Genomic DNA, 17,787 nt, shown 5'->3' with positions numbered 1-17,787 from the left:
TAAGTCATGCTCCAAAATGCAAAATGCCCGGCACGAGGCCGGGCATTCTCTTAACAGCTTGCACTGCGGTTGACAGACGATCTTTTCATCATTCAACCCGGCATGTTGCCTCTTGTTCAGTCGCGTGCAACGCACATCGCGATGCCCATGCCGCCGCCGATGCACAGCGTGGCGAGGCCCTTCTTGGCGTCGCGCTTCTGCATCTCGTGCAGCAGCGTCACGAGGACGCGGGCGCCGGACGCGCCGATCGGGTGACCGATCGCGATCGCGCCGCCGTTGACGTTGACCTTGGACGTATCCCAGCCGAGGTCCTTGTTGACGGCGCAGGCCTGCGCCGCGAACGCCTCGTTGGCCTCGATCAGGTCGAGATCGCCGATGCTCCAGCCGGCCTTCTTCAGTGCGCTGCGGGAAGCCGGGATCGGGCCGGTGCCCATGATCTTCGGGTCGACGCCGGCCTGGCCCCAGGAGACGATGCGCGCGAGCGGCGTCCTGCCTTCCTTGGCGGCCTGCTTGGCCGTCATCAGCACCACGGCGGCGGCGCCGTCATTGATGCCGGAAGCGCTGCCGGCGGTGACCGTGCCGTCCTTCTCGAAGGCGGGCTTGAGCTTGGCCATTGCGTCCAGCGTGGCGCCGTGGCGCGGATATTCGTCGGCGTCGACGACCACATCGCCCTTGCGGGTCTTGATGGTGACGGGGACGATCTCGTCCTTGAACCGGCCGGCCTTCTGCGCGGCTTCGGCCTTCTGCTGCGAGGCGACGGCGAACTCGTCCTGCTGGGCGCGGGTGATCTGATATTGCCGCGCCACGTTCTCAGCCGTGTTGCCCATGTGGTAGCCGTTGAAGGCGTCCCACAGGCCGTCCTTGATCATGGTGTCGACGAGCTCGAGCCCGCCCATCTTGACGCCGCCGCGCAGATGCTGCGCATGCGGGGCCATGCTCATGGATTCCTGGCCGCCGGCGACGACGATGTCGGAATCGCCATTGACCAGCGCCTGGTAGCCGAGCGCGACCGAGCGCAGGCCCGAGCCGCAGAGCTGGTTGACGCCCCAGGCCGGGCTTTCCACCGGGATGCCGGCGGCGATCGAGGCCTGGCGGGCCGGGTTCTGGCCCTGGGCTGCGGTCAGGATCTGACCCATGATGACTTCGGACACGCGGCCCGGCTCGACGCCCGCGCGCTCCAGCGCCGCCTTGATGGCGATGGCGCCGAGGTCATGGGCGGAAGTGTTGGCGAAAGCACCGTTGAAACTGCCGACCGGGGTGCGGGCGGCGCTGACGATGACGACATCGTCTGACATGGGCATCTCCTAGAGCTTGATGTTTGGCCTGGGTAACTTGGCGGCGGGCGGGCGGCCGGACGCGGGCCTATCTTTCGGTCTCATCCTGTTAACCTCCTTGAGGCATGTCAATCGGCCAGACGGCCAAATCCTGTCGCGGCGCACTTAAATTGACCCCGTTGGAGCTTTCCTGAGCAATAACTATGCTTTGGAATTAACCGTGGCGCACAAATCGTTGCCGAACTGCTTTGAAAATGCTTACCTTTGCTGCGATGCGTGTGCATCACCCCTGCAGCAATGCTGCAAAGGGTCCCCTCCTGGTGTTGATGTGTGAGCCCCATGGCAAAATCAGAACACCCGACCACGATCAAGAAGTACGCCAACCGGCGGCTCTATAATACCGGAACCAGCACTTATGTGACGCTCGAGGATCTCGCCGCGATGGTGAAGGAAGGCGAGGATTTCCTCGTCTACGACGCCAAGACCGGTGACGACATCACCCGATCGGTGTTGGCGCAGATCATCTTCGAGCAGGAGAACAAGGCCGGCCAGAATCTGTTGCCGACCACTTTCCTGCGGCAGTTGATCCGGTTCTACGGCGACAGCATGCAAATGGTGGTGCCGAAATATCTCGAGCAGTCGATCGAGACGCTGACGAAAGAGCAGGAGAAATTCCGCAAGCAAATCGCAAGCACGCTGAGCGGAACTCCCTTCGCCCCGCTCGAGGAACAGGTTCGGCGCAACATGGAGCTGTTCCAGCAGACCTTCTCCATGTTCAAGCCATTCGTGCCGCCGCGCACGGGAACCGCAACGCCCGAGCCCGAGAAAGTGCCGGAGCCGGCGCCGGATGACGACAACATCGACGACCTGCGCCGCCAGATGAAGGAGATGCAGGAGCGCCTCGAGCGGATGTCGCGCGAGACGACGACGGCGACGAAGAAGGAAGAGTAGGCTCTTCTGAAGTCGGCAATTGAGTTCGTCATTTCGGGATGCGCCGCAAGGCGCAGACCCGGAATCTATTGAATCACTTGCGCGAGCGGATGAATGGATTCTCTGATGTGCAAATTGCACATCATAGCTCGATGCTGTCGCATCGCCCCGGAATGACAGCCAACCCAAATTGACCGACTAACCAGCCGCCGGCATCGCCTTATCCGCGGTGTGCCATGGCCGCGTCGGCGAGGCCAATCCGATCAGGCGGCCCTGGATATAGTCGCAGCCCCATTCGCGCAGCATCACCGCGGACGCTTCATCCTGCACCCATTCCGCGACCGTCTTGATGCCGAGCCGGCGCGCAAGGTCGAGCAGTGTCTGCACGAAAGCGCGGTCGTCGGCGGAATGCGCGATGTTCTGCACGAAGGCGCCATCGATCTTGACGATATCGACGCCGAGCTTGCGCAGATTGCGGAACGAGGTGTAGCCGGCGCCGAAATCATCGATCGCGATCCGGCTGCCGAAATTCTTCAACCGCGTGACGAATCCGCGCACCTCGTCGAGATTGCTGATCGCCACCGTCTCCGTGATCTCGACGATCAGCCGCTCGCCGACGCCGGGATGCGCGGCCATCAGCGATTCGATTCCGGAGAGCCAGTCCGGATCCATCGTGGTATCCGGCGAGATGTTGAGGCTGAGCTGAACCTCGGGTGAAGCGGCAAGCTCGGCCACCGCAAGCTCGAGCACGCGGTGATCGACCAGCCGGATCAGGCCGAGACGCTCGGCGACCGGCACAATGTCGGGCGCCGACAATGCCCGCCCGTCCTCCTGCTGCATGCGCACCAGGCACTCGTAGAAGGCAGGCTGCCGCGACTGCACCTCGACCACCGGCTCGAACGCCACGACGATGCGACGTTCGTTCAGCGCGGTGACGATCTCGTCGGTGACGCGGATGTTGACGCGGCGCTGGGCGTCGCGCTCGACATTCGGCTTCCAAAGCAGGAACGAGCCGGCGCGGCGGCTCTTGGTGGTATCGAGCGTCTCCTGGGCGCGGTTGATCGCCTCGTCGGCGCTGCGGGCGTGGCGGGGCACGCTGACCGCGCCTATCGACGCCGTCACCGAGACGGGGCCCGACTTGGTCGGCACGATCTCCTCCCGCACGGCCGTGAGAAAACGTTCGGCGGCGACATTGGCATCGTCGACGGTGCAGTTGCGCAGGATCAGCCCGAACTTGTTGCCGGAGAAACGCCCGAGCACGTCGCCGCCGCGCAGGCGGGCGCGGATGCGCTTGCTGATCTCCGCGATCACGGCGTCAGCGACGTCGAAGCCGAAGGCGTCGTTGATGCGCGCCAGATGGTCGATGCCGATCAGCATGAAGGCGCAGGACGAACGGAAGCGTGCAGCCTCCTCGATCGCCTCGGCGAGCGCGGCGATCAGATGGGTGCGGTTGAGTTCGCCGGTGAGCGGATCGTGCCGCGACAGCTTCACGAGCTGCTCGTCGCGGGCATGACGCTCATTGTCGATCCTGATCACGCCCTGGGCGCGCACTGGCCGGCCGTCGGGTCCGGCAAACCAGCAGCCGGTTTCCTCGATCCAGATCACGGGCGCCGAGGTATTGGCCCGCACGCCGTACTCAATCCGGTAAGGCATGCCCTCGCCGCTACGGAGCGGCGCGGGTTGGCCGAACGCATCGCCGCGGATCGCGCGCGATGGCTCGATCAGCCTTGAAAATGCGGCGCCGCTTGCAATCGCCTCCGCCGGGAGATCGGGGAAAACCAGGGCCACATTGTCGCTCCAGACGAGCGCGTCGGAGGCAATATCCCAGACAAAGGTGACTTGGCCGAGCGAAGCCAGGATGTCGGCGGCTGGCGGGATGGAAGGCATCTGCTGTCGCCTCGTTTCAGGACACGGCCAATTCAGGACACGGCCAGTTGGATACAGGTGGACGCACGTGACAGTGGGTAAGTGATTCCGAGCCCGGAGTGTGCCTCTGTTTCCGCTCAGACCTTAGGTAAAGTTCATAAATAATCTGGAAACCACGTTTTGCCGCCATCGGGAACAAAAGCCCGTGCACCGGCATGGACCTTGCGAGTTCGAGGCCAACGGGATGGCAGCGTCCCGAAACGTGACAATCGAGCGGGATCAGCGATGCCGGAAGCCGGCGAATCAAGGCAAGTGCTGGACGGCGAGGTTTTGACCGGCGCCGCCGCCGCCTCGGCTGAACTCGTCCCGCTGACCGAATCCCTGCACTACGTGTCCAAGCAGCCGCTGCCACGGCCCGACGCGGGCTTCGTGACCCAACTGATCGCGACTGCGGCGCTGGCGCCAGAGACTCGTCCGCTGCGGCGCGGCTCGCTGGCGGATGCGCAGATGGCCTATGGCGCCCATCCGCAGGAACGGCGCGGCGTCGCGCGCCGCACGCGCCAGATCATCTAAGAGCGTTTTCGAGCGAAAGTGGAAACCGGTTCGCGTAAAGAAAACGCGTCAAAACAAGAATCCGGAGCTCAGCGCTGTTCCGGTTCAGTCGGCGGATTGCGGCTTGGCTGCAGGTCCGGGGAGGCGACCGCGGGTTGCGCCTGCGTCGGCTTGGAATGATCCTGCAGCACTGATTCCGCGACCGATGCCGCCGGCGGCACCGTGTTCGCTGACGTCGTTGAGGCTGCGGGTGGTGGAGCCGGCTGCGGCGCCGGCGCGGGAGCCGGCTGGGGAGTTGGCGCCGGCGCGGGTTGCGGCAGCGGGGCTGGCTCCGGCTCGATTTGCTGCACCCGTGTTGCGGGCGCGATCGCCGCACGACGGCGGGTACGAAGCGCGATCCCGGAGATGAAATCCGCCAATGCCAGCAAGCTCAGCAGAGCAAAGGTCGAGGTGCCGAATTTCGGCCACAGCACGAATTCGGCGGCTGCCGCACCGAACACGATCAGCGACAGCAAGTGATCCATCACGAATTTGGCGCCCGGTCGCGCGCCCTTGATGACTTCGAGCAACAGCAGGAGGATGCCGAGCGCCAGCAGGATGTCGCTCAGCGTTATCGGCCACTCCGCCCCCGACATCAGCGGCACCGTCACCAGCGGATCGACCAGCGATACGCCGGGCATCAGGAAGACGATGATGTTGTAGACCGCGAGCGGAATCAGCAGCAGCGGAAAACCGACCATGCGAGCGAGGCCTTAGCGAAGGAAACCAGGAGCGAAACGCCCTGAGATCGTGATTCGATCAGATTGAATCGGATCATGACCTGATTTGATTGTTTGAGCATGACTTCCGCGCAAACGCTACGCGTTTGTCGCGAGGGAAGAACCGGTGCCACTCTTCCCGGATCACGCCCGACGCGCCGGGGCGGACCGTCTGATCGCACTCATTGGCCGATTTCAGGCGGCCCAATCAATCGTGATCCCGGCCCTGCTTTCAGAGCCGGGGATCCAAATGCTCTCCGATCCCGCGGGGATCAGGATTCTTTCTTCTTCAGGACCTGCCGGCCCTTGTACATGCCGGTCTTGAGATCGAGGTGGTGCGGGCGACGCAGTTCGCCGGAATCCTTGTCCTCGACGTAGGTCGGCTTCTTGATCGCGTCCGCCGAACGGCGCATGCCACGGCGCGACGGCGAGGTTTTTCTTCTGGGAACAGCCATAACGGTCCTCTAGGGGTGTAGCGGAGGCATCCGTCCGAAATTAAGGACGCGCGTCAAGAGCGACTGCGATGCCGATAAGGTCGCGCTTATAGAGGAAGGGATGGCGTAAAGCTAGGGCCTGACGCGATTACCGCGACCAGATTGCGTCGCCATGCCGCCTCTCAGCTTGCGGGCAAGCGAGGCTGGGCCGCTCCGCCTCCGCGGGAACAAAACATGATCATTTACTATCAGTTTCCGCGCGCGACGTCCTATCTAGAATAGGCCATGCAGGTCCCGACGCCCATCAACGACGCGGATGATTTCGACCGTGCCGATCGGACCCTCATCGGTGTCCGGATCGGTGCGGTAGAGCAGCAGATAAGGGGCCTCGACCAGCATGCGCATCGATGGTCGAAGATCCGACCGACGCATACCCATCCTTGGTTGCGACCTCAGCAGCTCCGCCTTGGCTTCGATGCGATCCCAATAGCGCGGCAGCGGGCTGTTCCAGCCCGATCATGACGTAGATGTCCAGCAGGTCGGTACGTGCCTGGTTCGACCAGACCAGCTCAGTCGGCATTGCCGGAGGCTTTCTTCACACTCTCTAACCGCTCGCGGGCCTCTTCCCGCAGCTTCTTCATATCCAGCTCGCCGGCGGAGCCACTGGCGACGCCATCATCCCACATCTGCCGAAGCCGCCTGATATCTTCCTGGCGCAGTTCACGCTTCAATTGCCAGTCCCGCACCGCCTCGCGCACGATCTCACTCGTGGTGGCGTACTCTCCCGCCTCTACTGCGGCCTTGAGCGCTGAAATTTGCTCGTTCGTCAGTGCGACGCTCACCTTCTCGACCGATGCCATGAGAGCTCCTTCAACTCGTGGGAGCAAATCTTACTACTGCTTGCTCCCTATGGGCAACCATGGTTCCGGGCGCCCAACGCAGCGGAACTCAGAATCCGCGGCTTTCGCTCCAGCAGCGCTGCACCGCGCTGGCGCGGGCCATATAGGTTGCGCTCAGGCGGCGTACGCCGGGGCCGGGATTGCGGGCGCTGCGCTTGACCGGATTGGGCAGGATCGCCGCGAGCAGCGCGGCCTCGCGCGGCGACAAAGTCGCCGCGGAACGGCCGAATGCGTATTGGGAACCGGCCTCGGCCCCGAACTGGCCGGACGGGCCGAGCTCGGCGATGTTGAGATAGATTTCCAGGATCCGCTGCTTCGGCAGCACGAAATCGATCCACATGGCGAGCGGCAGTTCCAGCGCCTTGCGGACCACGCTGCGGCCCGGCCACAGGAACAGGTTCTTGGCGACCTGCTGGGTGATGGTCGAGCCGCCCCGGCCCGGCTCGCCATCCTCGGCATCGTCGATCGCATCCTGCAGCGCGTCCCAGTCGATGCCGCGATGGCTGCAGAACTTCGAATCCTCCGCTCCCACCACGGAGCGGGGGAGATACGGCGAGATCGCGTTGAAATCGACCCATTGCCGGGTGACAGGCGCGCCCTTGAGGGTGCGCCAAGCCATCAGCGCCGAAACCGGCTGCCCGGATCGGTAAAGCGGTGTCAGCACGTAGGGCACGAGCAGCACGGCCACCAGCAGCAGCAAAAGGATCCGGACAATGCGCAAATTGGAGGTTCCGGCTGAAAGCGGGTCGGCGCTGCCGGCAATATTGGCCGGTTTCAAATGAGATTCTGCAACAATTGGCGGTTTTTCCAGCGCTTTTAAGGCGCAGGCTTCGGCCCGGCGGAATTGACGAAGCCGGTGCCATCAACGATTGTCCGCCCCGAAATCCGATCTGGAGCAATTCTTAATGACGACCGGTACTGCAGAATTCGCCAAGCGGCTGGACCAGACCGCTGACGATACCGAGGCCCTGCTGGCGAAACTCTTGGCCGACACCGTGGAGAAGGACGAGATCGTCCGCCCGAGGCGGCTGATCGAGGCCATGCGCTATTCGAGCCTCGGCGGCGGCAAGCGCCTGCGGCCGTTCCTGGTGGTCGAGAGTGCCGCCGTGTTCGGCGTGCCGCGCAACGCCGCGCTGATGGCGGGGGCCGCGCTCGAATGCATCCACTGCTACTCCCTGATCCATGACGACCTGCCGGCGATGGACAATAGCGATCTGCGCCGCGGCCGCCCCACCCTCCACAAGGCATATGACGACGCGACAGCGATCCTCGCCGGCGATGCGCTCCTCACGATCGCCTTCGACATCATCACCCGCGACGAGATCCATCGCGACGCCGGCGTCAGGCTGGCGCTGACCCGGGCGCTCGCGCGCGCCTCCGGCGTCGGCGGCATGGCCGGCGGGCAGATGCTCGACCTGGCCGGCGAAGGCCGGTTCGGCGACCGCGAGCCGGTGGACGTGGCGCGGCTGCAGCAGATGAAGACCGGCGCGCTGCTCCGCTTCGGGTGCATCGCCGGCGCCATCCTCGGCCAGTCCTCCGAGAAAGAATATCTGGCACTCGACGATTTCGGCCGCGCGCTCGGCGAAGCCTTCCAGATCGCCGACGACCTGCTCGACGTCGAGGGCGATGCAGCCGCGCTCGGCAAGCAGACCGGCCAGGACGCAGCGCTCGGCAAGACCACCTTCGTCACCCAGCTCGGCATCGACGGCGCCAAGCAGCGCGTCCGAGACCTGCTCGCGCGTGCCGATGCCGCTTTGTCGGTGTTCGGAGCGAAGGGCGATGTGCTGCGCGCAGCGGCGCGGTTCGTTGCCGAGCGCAGGAATTAGAGTGCCAATGGATCGGATCAGGTAGAGCGACTAAGGCGAAGCTGCGCCCCCTCTCCCGCTTGCGGGAGAGGGTTGGGGTGAGGGTGTCGCCGCGGCGAGACTCTTCGTGTGGAGAGAGCCCCCACCCGCCGCTTACGCGGCGACCTTCCCCGCGAGCGGGAGAGGTGAACGAGCTAGCGGCCTGACCGTTACAACCAAATAGAGCAACCAGGGCGGACCATGAGCAAGGAATTCGAGGACCACCTTGTTCGCTTCCGGAAACTGCCGAAGGCTGTCCGCGTGGTGTATTCGCGGCCACGCATCTTTACTTCGATCGCAGTGGGCGTCGCCGCGTTCTTCCTTTTGCCTCAGACACTGCGTCCGGTGACGCGGCTCGTGGTGAGCTGGGATATCTTCGTCGCGCTATATCTCGCCCTCGCCTTCATGATGATGCTCCAATGCAGCATCGCTTACATCAGGCGCAACGCGATCCTGCAGGATGACGGCCGGTTCCTGATCCTGCTCATCACCGCGCTCGGCGCCTTCGCGAGCCTTGCCGCGATCATCTTCGAGCTCGGCGCCGCCAAAAGCAGCCCGGAAGCGCTGGCACTCGCGATCGTCACCATCGCGCTATCGTGGGCGCTGGTCCACACCGCCTTTTCGCTGCACTATGCGCACGAATATTATCGCGGGAAGGAACCCGGCGGTCTGCAGTTTCCGAGCGGCAAGGAGCACGTCGGGGCCGATTACTGGGATTTTGTCTACTTTTCATTTGTGATCGGCATGACCGCGCAGGTCTCCGATGTCGGCATCACCGACAGGATCATCCGCCGCACCGCGACCGTGCACGGCATCATCTCCTTCGTGTTCAACACGGCGCTACTGGCGTTGATGGTCAATATCGCGGCGAGCGCGATCTAGCTTCGGCGCGCAACATCACGCGTCATTGCGAGTTTGACACCGGCCGAGGGCCAACCCCGCTTGATGAAAATAGGAGGGCGTTACTGACGCGCAGAGGCGCCTCCTCACCGCTGTCATTCCGGGGCGTCCGAAGGACGAGCCCGGAATCCATCGGGCGCCGCACTCCGCGGTGAGATGGATTCCGGGCTCACGCTACGCGTACCCCGGAATGACCGCGCGGGACGATGACCGGCAGCTTGCAACTCACTTTCTTCTTAGCGGAGCGAAGCAATCCATTTCGCCGCTTGCTGAGGCATGGATTGCTTCGCTTCGCTCGCAATGACGGCTCGGCCAAGCTAATTGCAAACCTGGACGTTGCCGCCGCCGCCCTCGTATGGGCCACCTTGCGCGGTGGTGCGGAATTCGAGGTGGCAGCCGCGCGCGACCGGCCGGCAGCCGCCGCGGTCGCAGACCATTTGGCCGCCGCCACTGCCGCGGCCGCCTGAAGAGGCCATCGGCCGGGGAATGCGCACTTCCACCCGCTCGCGCCGCGCCGGCCGATCGCCGGAATCGCGCTTGGCCACCGGCTTCTTGTCGCGCCGCTTCTCGCACGCATTGTCGTCATTGAGGAACGAGCCCGCGCCGCAGACGATCCGGGTGCAGCGATCGCCATCGGCCTTGGTGCCGTGCTCGCAGACGAGCGGGCAGACGCGCGATGATTTCTGCTTGATGGCATCGAGCGTGTCGACATTGGCGACCTTGGTGTCGAGCCTGGTTCCGGCATAGCGATTGAACAGCGTCAGCGACCGCTGCGAGGCGGCGTTCCACTCGCCATCGGCGCTACCTGTGAGGCAGCCGACGCGGCGCAGCTCGGTCTGGATCGATTTGGTGACGTCGGCTTGCGGCGAGCCGGTGCTGAGCGCAGCGACACCCACCGCTTTGTCCTTGTCGACCGGCGTCGTCGCGGGCGCGGCGACCGCCTGATCCGCGGCGATCTTGTCGGCCAGTGCCTTTTCCGCCGCCAGCCGCTTCTGCTCGGCGACCGCCGCCTGCTCCTGCGCGACCTGCTTGGCCTTTTCGGCGGCGATGCGCGCCTGTTCAGCGGCCCTGGCGTCGGCAGCCGCCTTGGCCTGCTCGGCTTTTTGGGCACCTTCGGCGGCGAGCCGGTCACGCTCCTGCTCCGCCGCCCGCGCCTTCTCCGTGGCGGCGACGCGGGCTTCCTCGGCTGTGATCTTCTCGAGCTGGAGTTTGGCGAGGCTCGCATAGAAGCCGTCGGGATATTGCGCGAGAAAGGCGTTGAGCGCGCTCTTGTTGCCGACCTGCAGCGCCAGCTCGTAATCACGGCGGATATCGGCCTGCGGATTCGGCACGGGCGCCGCCTTGGCTGGCGCCGGGACCAGCGGCACGTCCTCCCCACCGAGCGAGCCATAGACGAACGGCTCCTGGCGATTATTGGTGGACTTCAGCACGTCGTCGCGGACGTAACCGAACGCGCGCCGCACATCGAGCCCGGGCGTCGCGAGGTGCTTTGCGAGCGCTGATGTGAAGGGGCTGTTCTTGCCGTCGCCATCGGCGGCGATGGAACCGGCCTTGGCCGCATAGGCGATCAGCACGTTCGGGCTGGTCGGCTCGACCTTGGCGAGGCCCTGCCCGATCGCGCGCGACGCCACCGTGCGCTTCATGGTCTTGGCAAAGGGATTGTCGCGGCAGGCGTCGAGGATCACGAGCCGCAGTTTCTTGGCCGGTTCGATCGCGATCAGGACGCGGTCGAGCGAAAACGCCTCATCATAGACGTCGGTGTCGCGTTCCAGCCTCGCATCGACCGGAATGAGGTAATTGGCGCCGTCGACCTCGATGCCATGGCCGGCGTAATAGACCACGGCGATCTCGGCATCGCGGGTACGATCGGCAAAGTCGCGCAGCGCGCGGCGGGTCTCGACCGCCGGTAGATCGCGGCGGAAGTCCACCACGTCGAAACCGGCGTCCTTCAGCATCGCCGCGATCAGCGCGCCGTCATTGACGGGGTTGGGGAGCGGCGCGACGTTCTGATAGGCCTGATTGCTGAGCACCAGCGCCACGCGCTTCTCGGCGAAGGCCGGCTGGCACATCAGAAGCAGGAACAGCGCCAGAACCAGGTGATGCAATCCCGGAAATCCAATCGATTTCATTACCGCACCTTCAAAAAACGCGGCTTTTCCATCCGATAGCAAAGCCTATCAGAAGCCGGGGCCGGATGGGGTGAGCCAAATCACGAACCATCCCGTGCCCGCCGTCCCATAACGTGTTAGTAGCCGAAGCCGAGTGATGGTTCGCGTAGCCCGGGTGAAGCGAGGCAGAACCCGGGAGCGCTGGTGACCGTCGATGGAGGTGTCCCGGGTTGCGCTACGCTCCACCCGGGCCACCAAAGGATGCCGCGAGGGAGGAACCAACCATGAGCCATGACCGATCGACCATTGAGGCCGTCGTGCAGAACTATTTCGACGGACTCTATGAAGGCGACGCCGACAAGCTCGGCGCGATGTTTCACCCCTCCGCCGACCTGCGCTGGGTGGAAAAGAGCGAGCTTCAGGTGCTGACCGTGCCGGACTGGCTCGACCGGGTCCGCAAGCGGCCGTCGGCCAAGGCCGAAGGCAAGCCGCGCGAGGATTTCATCATCACCATCGACCGCTCGGACGACTCCACCGCTTTCATCAAGGTCCGCTGCCAATTGCCGCCGCGCTATTTCACCGATTATCTGGTGGCGATGAAACTGAAGGACGGCTGGCAGATCGTCTCGAAATCCTATCGTTACGACCTGCGGGAGTAAGTCCGCCCCAGGGTTGGCGGATCGGACGGCCCTCTTTTCGATCTCGCACGGTCGAGCCGTCCACGCACATTGACCTTGCCTGCGCTTCGGGGCCAATTTGGACGGCCATGGAAGCCAGATTCCAGACCTTCGTGATCCTGCTCGCTGTGCTGGCGGGCACGGCGCTGTTGGCGCGGCGCCTCAATGTCGCGCCTGCGATCCTCTTGATGCTGGCCGGCATCGCGCTGGCCTTCGTGCCGGGCATGCCCAGCATCGAATTGCCGCCGGAATTGGTGCTGCTGCTGGTGCTGCCGCCGCTGATCTACACGGCTGCGGTGGCCATGAGTTGGCGCGAGTTCAAAAACAGCCTTCGTCCGATCGTGCTGCTCGCCGTCGGCTGCGTGATCTTCACAGCGGCGGCGGTAGCGATCGCCACTCACTACCTGATCGGGCTGCCCTGGGAGGTCGGGTTCCTGCTCGGCGCGATCGTGGCGCCGCCCGACGTGGTCGCCCCGCTTGCGATCGCGCGGCGGCTCCACATCCCCCGCCGCATCCTTGTCGTGCTGGAGGGCGAGGGGCTGGCGAATGATGCCACGGCGCTGATCCTCTACCGCTTCGCCCTCGCGGCGATCACCACCGGCGCCTTCTCGCTGCCGAAGGCCACCGGCGAATTTGCAGCCATCGTGGTCTGCGAGATCGCGTTCGGCATCGCCGTCGGATGGCTCAGCCTGCGCGCCCGCCAGCACTCGCGCGATCCGCAGGTCGAGATCACACTCTCGCTGATCACACCTTATGTGGCCTATTGGCTGCCCGAACATTTTGGCGGCTCCGGCGTGATCGCCACGGTCGCCTGCGGTCTTTACGTGAGCTGGAATGGGCCGCTCCTGATTTCTTCCGCCACCCGCCTGCAAGGCATCTTCTTCTGGGACTTGGTGATCTACCTGATCGAAGGCATCCTGTTCTTGCTCACCGGCTTCCAGATGCGCTTGGTGTACGAGAAGTCGAAGGCATTTCCGCTCGACGACATCCTCTCCACCACTGCGCTGGTGATCGCAGTCATCGTCATCGCGCGCTTTGCCTGGGTATTTCCTGCAACCTATCTGCCGCGGATCCTGAGCAAGCGCCTGCGGCAGCGCGATCCACAGCCGCCCTGGCAATGGGTATTCACGCTCGCCTTCGTCGGCGTTCGCGGCGCGGTGTCGCTCGCCGCGGCGCTGGCGCTGCCGTTTGCGCTCGCGAGCGGCGAGCCTTTTCCCTACCGCGACATGATCCTGTTCGTCGCCTTCGGCGTCATCTTCATCACGCTGGTGGGATTTGGCTTGAGCCTGCCCACGGTCGTCGGCTGGCTGAACATCACCAAGGACGGCTGCGCCGAGACTATCGCCGAGCATGAAGCAGAAATTGTCGCGAGGCGCCAGGCGCTGGCCGCCGGCCTCGCATCGCTCGATGCCATCGTTGACGAGCGCGAGCTCTCCGAGGAGGTCGTCAAGCTGCTGCGGGCGCGGCACCATATCCGCACCAGCCAGCTTCCGGCCGCGCTTGATCCCGACAAGCACGACGTCTCCGCCAACGGCACCGAGCTGACGCGGGAATTGATCGCGACCGAGCGCAAGTTCATCCACGCCCTGCTCCGCGACGGCAAGATCACCGACGAGACGCGGCGCCGGATCGAGCGCGATCTCGACCTGGAAGAGGCTAGCCTCGCGAACCGCGAATACCGGAAGATACCCCTGTAGTCGGCGGCACCATTGTCCGGCCTGCCCTCTTCACCGCACAAGGGGCGCTACCGCGAGGCGCAAAATTCCTCCACCGCACCGACCACGGAAGTGACGATCATGTCCTGCCGTTCCGGCGTCTGCATCGCCAACTCTTCGTCCCGGTTGATGATCGAGCCGGCCTCAAGCAGGACCGCGGGCACGCGGGTCCGCATAAGCACGATGAGCTGGTCGTAACGATAGACGCCCACCTTCTTGTCCAGCAGTTTTCGCCGGTATCGCCCCATCACGGCCTGCGCATATTGGCGGGCATATTGCAGGCCCTGCGCCTTCATTCGATTGCCGAGCAACCGGGCGAACCTCAGACTGGTCCAGAATTTCGGATTGTCGTGAGAAACGAACAGCGAATAGCCGCTGAACCGGTCGCTGAAATGGCTCTTCGTTCCCTCGAACTCCCATTCTTCGAGAAAGGAATCAGGCACCGAATCATGGTGGATCGATAAGGCGAGATCGGCCCCTGAATTGTTGATGGCGCCGGCGCGCTTGAATAGGCTCGGCCTTTTCGGGCCCTCCGTCACCAGGAGGCGGGTTTGCGCAAAGCCTTCCGACTTCAATTTGTCCTCGACACGTTTGGCGAGGCGAAGATTGAAATCGAATTCCGGAATGTTGCGGGCGCTCCTCGCACCCGGCGCTTCGGCGGTATGGCCGACATCCAGGATGAGCTTGAATTTGGACCGGTCGCATTTCGAAGACGCAGTCTTTGGCGCCGCCCTGACACTCCCGCGCGACCATGCGGCATATCGCGTGTCGGGCGACACGAGCGACAAGACGATGATCGAACTCATGATGATCGGACGGTGGCGCCACACGGCGAACATCGTAGCCCGGATGCAGCGAAGCGCAATCCGGGATCTGTCCATCGGCGTGCGAGACATCCCGGGTTTCGCTTCGCTGCACCCGGGCTACGGTTACCGCCTACTCCGCCGCGGCGTTCTGGCCGGGACCGCCGACGAAGCCCGTGGGATCGCCGAAGCGCTCGGTCATGACCGCCGTCAGGTCCTTCGCCTTGCTGGTCACGCAGGCGCCAGAACGGACGGTGTAACGGTCCTGACGCGCAACATGCGGCGGCGCCTCGCCCTGCTGCAGCGCGCGGGCGGCGTCCATCACCAGCTTGCGAAAATGCATGATGCCGAGGTCGGTCGGCCCGAGATGCTCGCGCGTGCGGTCGGCGATCGGGCCCTGGCTGTCCTGCACCGCGGCGTCCTGCTCGGAGACGCCCTTGATGCCGGTGTAGCTCTTGGTCCTCTGCAGTTTGCGATCGATCAGATAGTCGTTCGATTTGTTGCGCAGCGGCACATAGTTCTCATCGACCTCGGCGATCACACCGTTGCCGCGGTCATACGCATCGCGCTCCGCTTGCGTGATCGGGCGATGCGGATTCCAGGCGTAGGTGTAGATCCAGCAGTATCGGTGACCGGCACGAAGCTCTGGCCGAAGATGTTCTCGCCCGGCATCGCGCTCGGCGCATAGGCGTGAACCGGCATCAGGAATTGGGCGATGCGCCAATAGATGTTGTCGGAGCCGGTGAGGCGGCCGCCTGCGATCGTCAGCCCGGCGTCGTGCGCGTTGATCTTGATCACCGGCCGCGGGTCATCGGCGATCCAGCGCATGTGCTCGGTCGCCACACGCACCAGCGGATTGACGAAATGCTTCTTGATATCGAGGATCTCGTTCTCTTCCTTCTCGAACGACAGATGCGCGAAGGTGAAATGCGCGGTATCGATCGAGCCTTCCAGCGCCTGCACCCAGTTGCAGTCCTGCCACTTCTTGCTGACGTAGCGATGCGACGGCGGCACCAGCGCCATCTCCAGCGCCGGCAATTCCGGCACGGCATCGGCCGGGCCCATATAGGCCCAGATCATCTCGCCCCATTCGCGCACCGGGTAGGACTTGATACGGATGTGATCCTTGGCGTTGAGATCGGGATAGGAGGTCGGCATGTCGACGCAGTGGCCGTCGGTGTCGAACTTCCAGCCGTGATAGACGCAGCGGATGCCGCACTCCTCGTTGCGGCCGAGCCAGAGATTGGCGCCGCGATGCGGGCAATATTGGTCGATGACGCCAACGACGCCGCGACTATCGCGGAAGGCGAGCAGCTCCTCGCCGAGGACTGTGATCTTCTTCGGCTCGCTGTCGGGCTCCGGCAGTTCCTCCGACAACAGCACCGGCAGCCAGAAGCGGCGCAACAGCTCGCCCATTCCCGTGCCCGGCCCGCTTTCGGTCAAGAACCTGTTGTCTTCCGCGCGAAGCATGGGACGTCCTCCGATTCTTGTTTTGGTTATGAGGAAGCTTGGCGCAAGCGCAGGCGCCGGTCAACGCGCACTGCATCAACGTGTCACACATATAGATTGTGAGATTTATCATACGCAATTTCAGGTAAAAATGATAGCGACGTTCGAATTGCCATGTCCCGTTCAGGAAAGGATGCTCAGATGGCGACGTCGGAAGCCGAAGTCGAAACTGCCGTTCGTGGCGGATGCGCTCTCTTCAAGCGAATGATCGCAAATCTTGAAATCAGAATCCGCGACGAACGGCGCAGGCTCGCCGTCCTCGAAGCCAGCCTGAGGAAGGCAGAGTCTCAACCAAGGCCCGAACCGGCCCTCATCGAGCAGCTCAAGCAGTCGATCGCATCACTACAGAGCCAGATCGATGAGGATGAGATGAGCCTTGCCGACATCCGCATCGACTTCGAGATGTTCTGCACGTGATAGGTTGCGGCGCGCCGTCCCGCATTCACGGTCACACCGGCCGCTCGCCTTTCACCGTGACGCGCGTGCCTGATCGGGTGTGGGGCCAGTAGTCCCACATCGCGCGGTGCTGGGTGCAGCGATTGTCCCAGAACGCGATCGCGTTCTCGGTCCAGCGGAAGCGGCACTGGAACAGCGGGTTTTCCGCGTGCTGGTAGAGATAGGCGAGGATCGCGTCGCTCTCGTCACGGGGAAGGCCCGATATGTGGCGGGTAAAGCCGCGATTGACATAGAGCGCCTTCCTTCCCGTCACCGGATGCGTGCGCACTACCGGATGCTCGGCATTGGGATAGCTCGGCTTGTCGGCCACGCCGTAATTGGCGTAGAGGCCGCGATAGATCGGCTCGCCGTCATGCAGCGCGGTGAGCCCGTCGAGATAGGCCTTCATCCGATCCGACAGCGCCTCATAGGCCGCATACATGTTGGCGAACAGCGTGTCGCCGCCGTGCGGCGGACACTGCCTGATGTAGAGGATCGAGCCCATCGGCGGCTCGAGATCGCAGGACACGTCCGAATGCCAGCCTTCGCCGTTGGCGCGCGGCGAATCCTTGTCGGCGTAGATCTTCATCAGCGCGGGATCCTCGCCCTCATGCGGCGCGGCGGGATGGATGTGCAATTCGCCGAACTTGCGGCCGAAGGCCAGATGGTCCTTCGGCGTGATGCGCTGGTCGCGGAAGAAGATCACGAGGTTCTCGGCAAGCGCGCGATGGATCTCGTCCATCTGGCGATTGGAGCGCGCATCGTCGGAGACGAGCTGCGCGATATCGACGCCGGAAATCTCCGCGCCGATGATCGGCGTCAGCTTTTCGACGCCGATGGTTTCATAGGGCTCGCTCTCGTCGGCGAGATGCTTGTAGCGGGGACCTTGCTTGCCGGACAGCGAGCTCACGGGTGTTGCTCCCAATCGTTATTGTCGGGAGCATCGTAGCCGGGATGGGGCGAAGCGCAATCGCAGGCCGCGGCTTTATCTGTCGTCCCCGCGAAAGCGCTAGGGCATGCACGGATCTCTGAGGCTCCATCCGACTGCGACGGCATGGAAGTATTCAAGGCCGGTTTTGAAGG

At 63.9% G+C, this 17,787-nt stretch carries 19 protein-coding genes; 7 read left to right on the top strand and 12 right to left on the bottom strand.

What is annotated here, in order from left to right; all coding sequences use genetic code 11:
* Positions 1-116: 116 nt before the first annotated feature.
* A complete protein-coding gene (locus tag ACZXDY_RS35315) occupies positions 117-1,295 on the bottom strand; it encodes an acetyl-CoA C-acetyltransferase (RefSeq protein WP_028169167.1) in 1,179 nt (392 codons plus the stop codon).
* A gap of 318 nt (positions 1,296-1,613) precedes the next feature.
* On the opposite strand from ACZXDY_RS35315, the gene phaR reads away from it, so the two are divergent.
* The gene (gene phaR, locus ACZXDY_RS35310; RefSeq protein WP_028169166.1) at positions 1,614-2,225 is read left to right on the top strand and encodes a polyhydroxyalkanoate synthesis repressor PhaR; all 612 of its coding nucleotides are present in this window, start codon (positions 1,614-1,616) and stop codon (positions 2,223-2,225) included.
* A 177-nt stretch (positions 2,226-2,402) separates the two neighbouring features.
* Here phaR and ACZXDY_RS35305 read toward each other — a convergent pair whose 3' ends face one another.
* Positions 2,403-4,091: a putative bifunctional diguanylate cyclase/phosphodiesterase gene (locus ACZXDY_RS35305; RefSeq protein ID WP_464348696.1), complete on the bottom strand. Its 1,689-nt coding sequence runs from the start codon at positions 4,089-4,091 to the stop codon at positions 2,403-2,405.
* A 264-nt stretch (positions 4,092-4,355) separates the two neighbouring features.
* On the opposite strand from ACZXDY_RS35305, the gene ACZXDY_RS35300 reads away from it, so the two are divergent.
* Entirely contained in the window at positions 4,356-4,643 is a 288-nt protein-coding gene (locus ACZXDY_RS35300; RefSeq protein WP_464348695.1) for a hypothetical protein, read from the top strand.
* A 68-nt stretch (positions 4,644-4,711) separates the two neighbouring features.
* Here ACZXDY_RS35300 and ACZXDY_RS35295 read toward each other — a convergent pair whose 3' ends face one another.
* The 5 genes from ACZXDY_RS35295 to mtgA all read right to left on the bottom strand — a co-directional run bounded on the left by ACZXDY_RS35295 (position 4,712) and on the right by mtgA (position 7,434).
* On the bottom strand, positions 4,712-5,362 hold the full coding sequence (locus ACZXDY_RS35295; protein WP_464348694.1) for a hypothetical protein: 651 nt from the start codon (positions 5,360-5,362) through the stop codon (positions 4,712-4,714).
* 290 nt (positions 5,363-5,652) lie between these two features.
* Positions 5,653-5,835, bottom strand: a complete 183-nt coding sequence (gene rpmF / locus ACZXDY_RS35290; protein WP_007598106.1) for a 50S ribosomal protein L32 — start codon at positions 5,833-5,835, stop codon at positions 5,653-5,655.
* 252 nt (positions 5,836-6,087) lie between these two features.
* Positions 6,088-6,246 carry a hypothetical protein gene (locus ACZXDY_RS35285; protein ID WP_464348693.1) on the bottom strand — a complete coding sequence of 53 codons (159 nt, stop codon included), beginning with the start codon at positions 6,244-6,246 and terminating at the stop codon, positions 6,088-6,090.
* 137 nt (positions 6,247-6,383) lie between these two features.
* On the bottom strand, positions 6,384-6,674 hold the full coding sequence (locus ACZXDY_RS35280) for a ribbon-helix-helix domain-containing protein (protein ID WP_208827522.1): 291 nt from the start codon (positions 6,672-6,674) through the stop codon (positions 6,384-6,386).
* An 88-nt stretch (positions 6,675-6,762) separates the two neighbouring features.
* On the bottom strand, positions 6,763-7,434 hold the full coding sequence (mtgA, locus tag ACZXDY_RS35275; protein WP_464348692.1) for a monofunctional biosynthetic peptidoglycan transglycosylase: 672 nt from the start codon (positions 7,432-7,434) through the stop codon (positions 6,763-6,765).
* A 184-nt stretch (positions 7,435-7,618) separates the two neighbouring features.
* Between mtgA and ACZXDY_RS35270 the strand changes: the two genes are divergently transcribed.
* Positions 7,619-8,539, top strand: a complete 921-nt coding sequence (locus ACZXDY_RS35270) for a polyprenyl synthetase family protein (RefSeq protein ID WP_028169159.1) — start codon at positions 7,619-7,621, stop codon at positions 8,537-8,539.
* 219 nt (positions 8,540-8,758) lie between these two features.
* Positions 8,759-9,439: a DUF1345 domain-containing protein gene (locus tag ACZXDY_RS35265; protein WP_464348691.1), complete on the top strand. Its 681-nt coding sequence runs from the start codon at positions 8,759-8,761 to the stop codon at positions 9,437-9,439.
* A gap of 335 nt (positions 9,440-9,774) precedes the next feature.
* Here the strand turns inward: ACZXDY_RS35265 and ACZXDY_RS35260 are convergent, their stop codons facing one another.
* Positions 9,775-11,586 carry a caspase family protein gene (locus tag ACZXDY_RS35260; protein ID WP_464348690.1) on the bottom strand — a complete coding sequence of 604 codons (1,812 nt, stop codon included), beginning with the start codon at positions 11,584-11,586 and terminating at the stop codon, positions 9,775-9,777.
* 263 nt (positions 11,587-11,849) lie between these two features.
* Between ACZXDY_RS35260 and ACZXDY_RS35255 the strand changes: the two genes are divergently transcribed.
* A complete protein-coding gene (locus tag ACZXDY_RS35255) occupies positions 11,850-12,224 on the top strand; it encodes a nuclear transport factor 2 family protein (protein WP_464348689.1) in 375 nt (124 codons plus the stop codon).
* Between the two features lie 107 nt (positions 12,225-12,331).
* Entirely contained in the window at positions 12,332-13,939 is a 1,608-nt protein-coding gene (locus ACZXDY_RS35250) for a Na+/H+ antiporter (protein WP_464348688.1), read from the top strand.
* A gap of 47 nt (positions 13,940-13,986) precedes the next feature.
* Here ACZXDY_RS35250 and ACZXDY_RS35245 read toward each other — a convergent pair whose 3' ends face one another.
* From ACZXDY_RS35245 to ACZXDY_RS35235, 3 genes are all read right to left on the bottom strand, one after another.
* Positions 13,987-14,796, bottom strand: a complete 810-nt coding sequence (locus tag ACZXDY_RS35245) for an N-acetylmuramoyl-L-alanine amidase family protein (RefSeq protein ID WP_464348707.1) — start codon at positions 14,794-14,796, stop codon at positions 13,987-13,989.
* Positions 14,797-14,893: 97 nt separating this feature from the next.
* On the bottom strand, positions 14,894-15,343 hold the full coding sequence (locus tag ACZXDY_RS35240) for a hypothetical protein (RefSeq protein WP_464348706.1): 450 nt from the start codon (positions 15,341-15,343) through the stop codon (positions 14,894-14,896).
* Positions 15,298-16,230: a Rieske 2Fe-2S domain-containing protein gene (locus tag ACZXDY_RS35235; protein WP_464348687.1), complete on the bottom strand. Its 933-nt coding sequence runs from the start codon at positions 16,228-16,230 to the stop codon at positions 15,298-15,300. The genes ACZXDY_RS35240 and ACZXDY_RS35235 overlap by 46 nt, the downstream gene beginning before the upstream one ends.
* Before the next feature lie 180 nt (positions 16,231-16,410).
* Here ACZXDY_RS35235 and ACZXDY_RS35230 point away from each other — a divergent pair, with 180 nt between their 5' ends.
* Positions 16,411-16,686 (top strand): hypothetical protein, encoded by a 276-nt coding sequence (locus ACZXDY_RS35230; protein ID WP_456641480.1) that lies wholly within the window; start codon positions 16,411-16,413, stop codon positions 16,684-16,686.
* Positions 16,687-16,717: 31 nt separating this feature from the next.
* On the opposite strand, the gene ACZXDY_RS35225 is transcribed toward ACZXDY_RS35230, so the two are convergent.
* Positions 16,718-17,614: a TauD/TfdA dioxygenase family protein gene (locus ACZXDY_RS35225; protein WP_464348686.1), complete on the bottom strand. Its 897-nt coding sequence runs from the start codon at positions 17,612-17,614 to the stop codon at positions 16,718-16,720.
* Positions 17,615-17,787: the final 173 nt, after the last annotated feature.

Source organism: Bradyrhizobium sp. LeoB3, from assembly GCF_055456055.1.
Note: the sequence above shows the minus strand (reverse complement) of the source record. Positions and strands in the feature narration are given on the sequence as shown.

Excerpts from the sequence above, each read along its gene's own strand:
- ACZXDY_RS35245 (WP_464348707.1), bottom strand. The coding sequence starts at position 14,796 with ATGTTCGCCGTGTGGCGCCACCGTCCGATCATCATGAGTTCGATCATC.
- ACZXDY_RS35300 (WP_464348695.1), top strand. The coding sequence starts at position 4,356 with ATGCCGGAAGCCGGCGAATCAAGGCAAGTGCTGGACGGCGAGGTTTTG.
- ACZXDY_RS35250 (WP_464348688.1), top strand. The coding sequence starts at position 12,332 with ATGGAAGCCAGATTCCAGACCTTCGTGATCCTGCTCGCTGTGCTGGCG.
- rpmF (WP_007598106.1), bottom strand. The coding sequence starts at position 5,835 with ATGGCTGTTCCCAGAAGAAAAACCTCGCCGTCGCGCCGTGGCATGCGC.
- ACZXDY_RS35280 (WP_208827522.1), bottom strand. The coding sequence starts at position 6,674 with ATGGCATCGGTCGAGAAGGTGAGCGTCGCACTGACGAACGAGCAAATT.
- ACZXDY_RS35235 (WP_464348687.1), bottom strand. The coding sequence starts at position 16,230 with ATGCTTCGCGCGGAAGACAACAGGTTCTTGACCGAAAGCGGGCCGGGC.
- ACZXDY_RS35255 (WP_464348689.1), top strand. The coding sequence starts at position 11,850 with ATGAGCCATGACCGATCGACCATTGAGGCCGTCGTGCAGAACTATTTC.
- ACZXDY_RS35265 (WP_464348691.1), top strand. The coding sequence starts at position 8,759 with ATGAGCAAGGAATTCGAGGACCACCTTGTTCGCTTCCGGAAACTGCCG.
- ACZXDY_RS35295 (WP_464348694.1), bottom strand. The coding sequence starts at position 5,362 with ATGGTCGGTTTTCCGCTGCTGCTGATTCCGCTCGCGGTCTACAACATC.
- ACZXDY_RS35230 (WP_456641480.1), top strand. The coding sequence starts at position 16,411 with ATGGCGACGTCGGAAGCCGAAGTCGAAACTGCCGTTCGTGGCGGATGC.
- ACZXDY_RS35285 (WP_464348693.1), bottom strand. The coding sequence starts at position 6,246 with ATGCGTCGGTCGGATCTTCGACCATCGATGCGCATGCTGGTCGAGGCC.
- phaR (WP_028169166.1), top strand. The coding sequence starts at position 1,614 with ATGGCAAAATCAGAACACCCGACCACGATCAAGAAGTACGCCAACCGG.
- ACZXDY_RS35270 (WP_028169159.1), top strand. The coding sequence starts at position 7,619 with ATGACGACCGGTACTGCAGAATTCGCCAAGCGGCTGGACCAGACCGCT.
- ACZXDY_RS35260 (WP_464348690.1), bottom strand. The coding sequence starts at position 11,586 with ATGAAATCGATTGGATTTCCGGGATTGCATCACCTGGTTCTGGCGCTG.
- ACZXDY_RS35315 (WP_028169167.1), bottom strand. The coding sequence starts at position 1,295 with ATGTCAGACGATGTCGTCATCGTCAGCGCCGCCCGCACCCCGGTCGGC.
- ACZXDY_RS35305 (WP_464348696.1), bottom strand. The coding sequence starts at position 4,091 with ATGCCTTCCATCCCGCCAGCCGCCGACATCCTGGCTTCGCTCGGCCAA.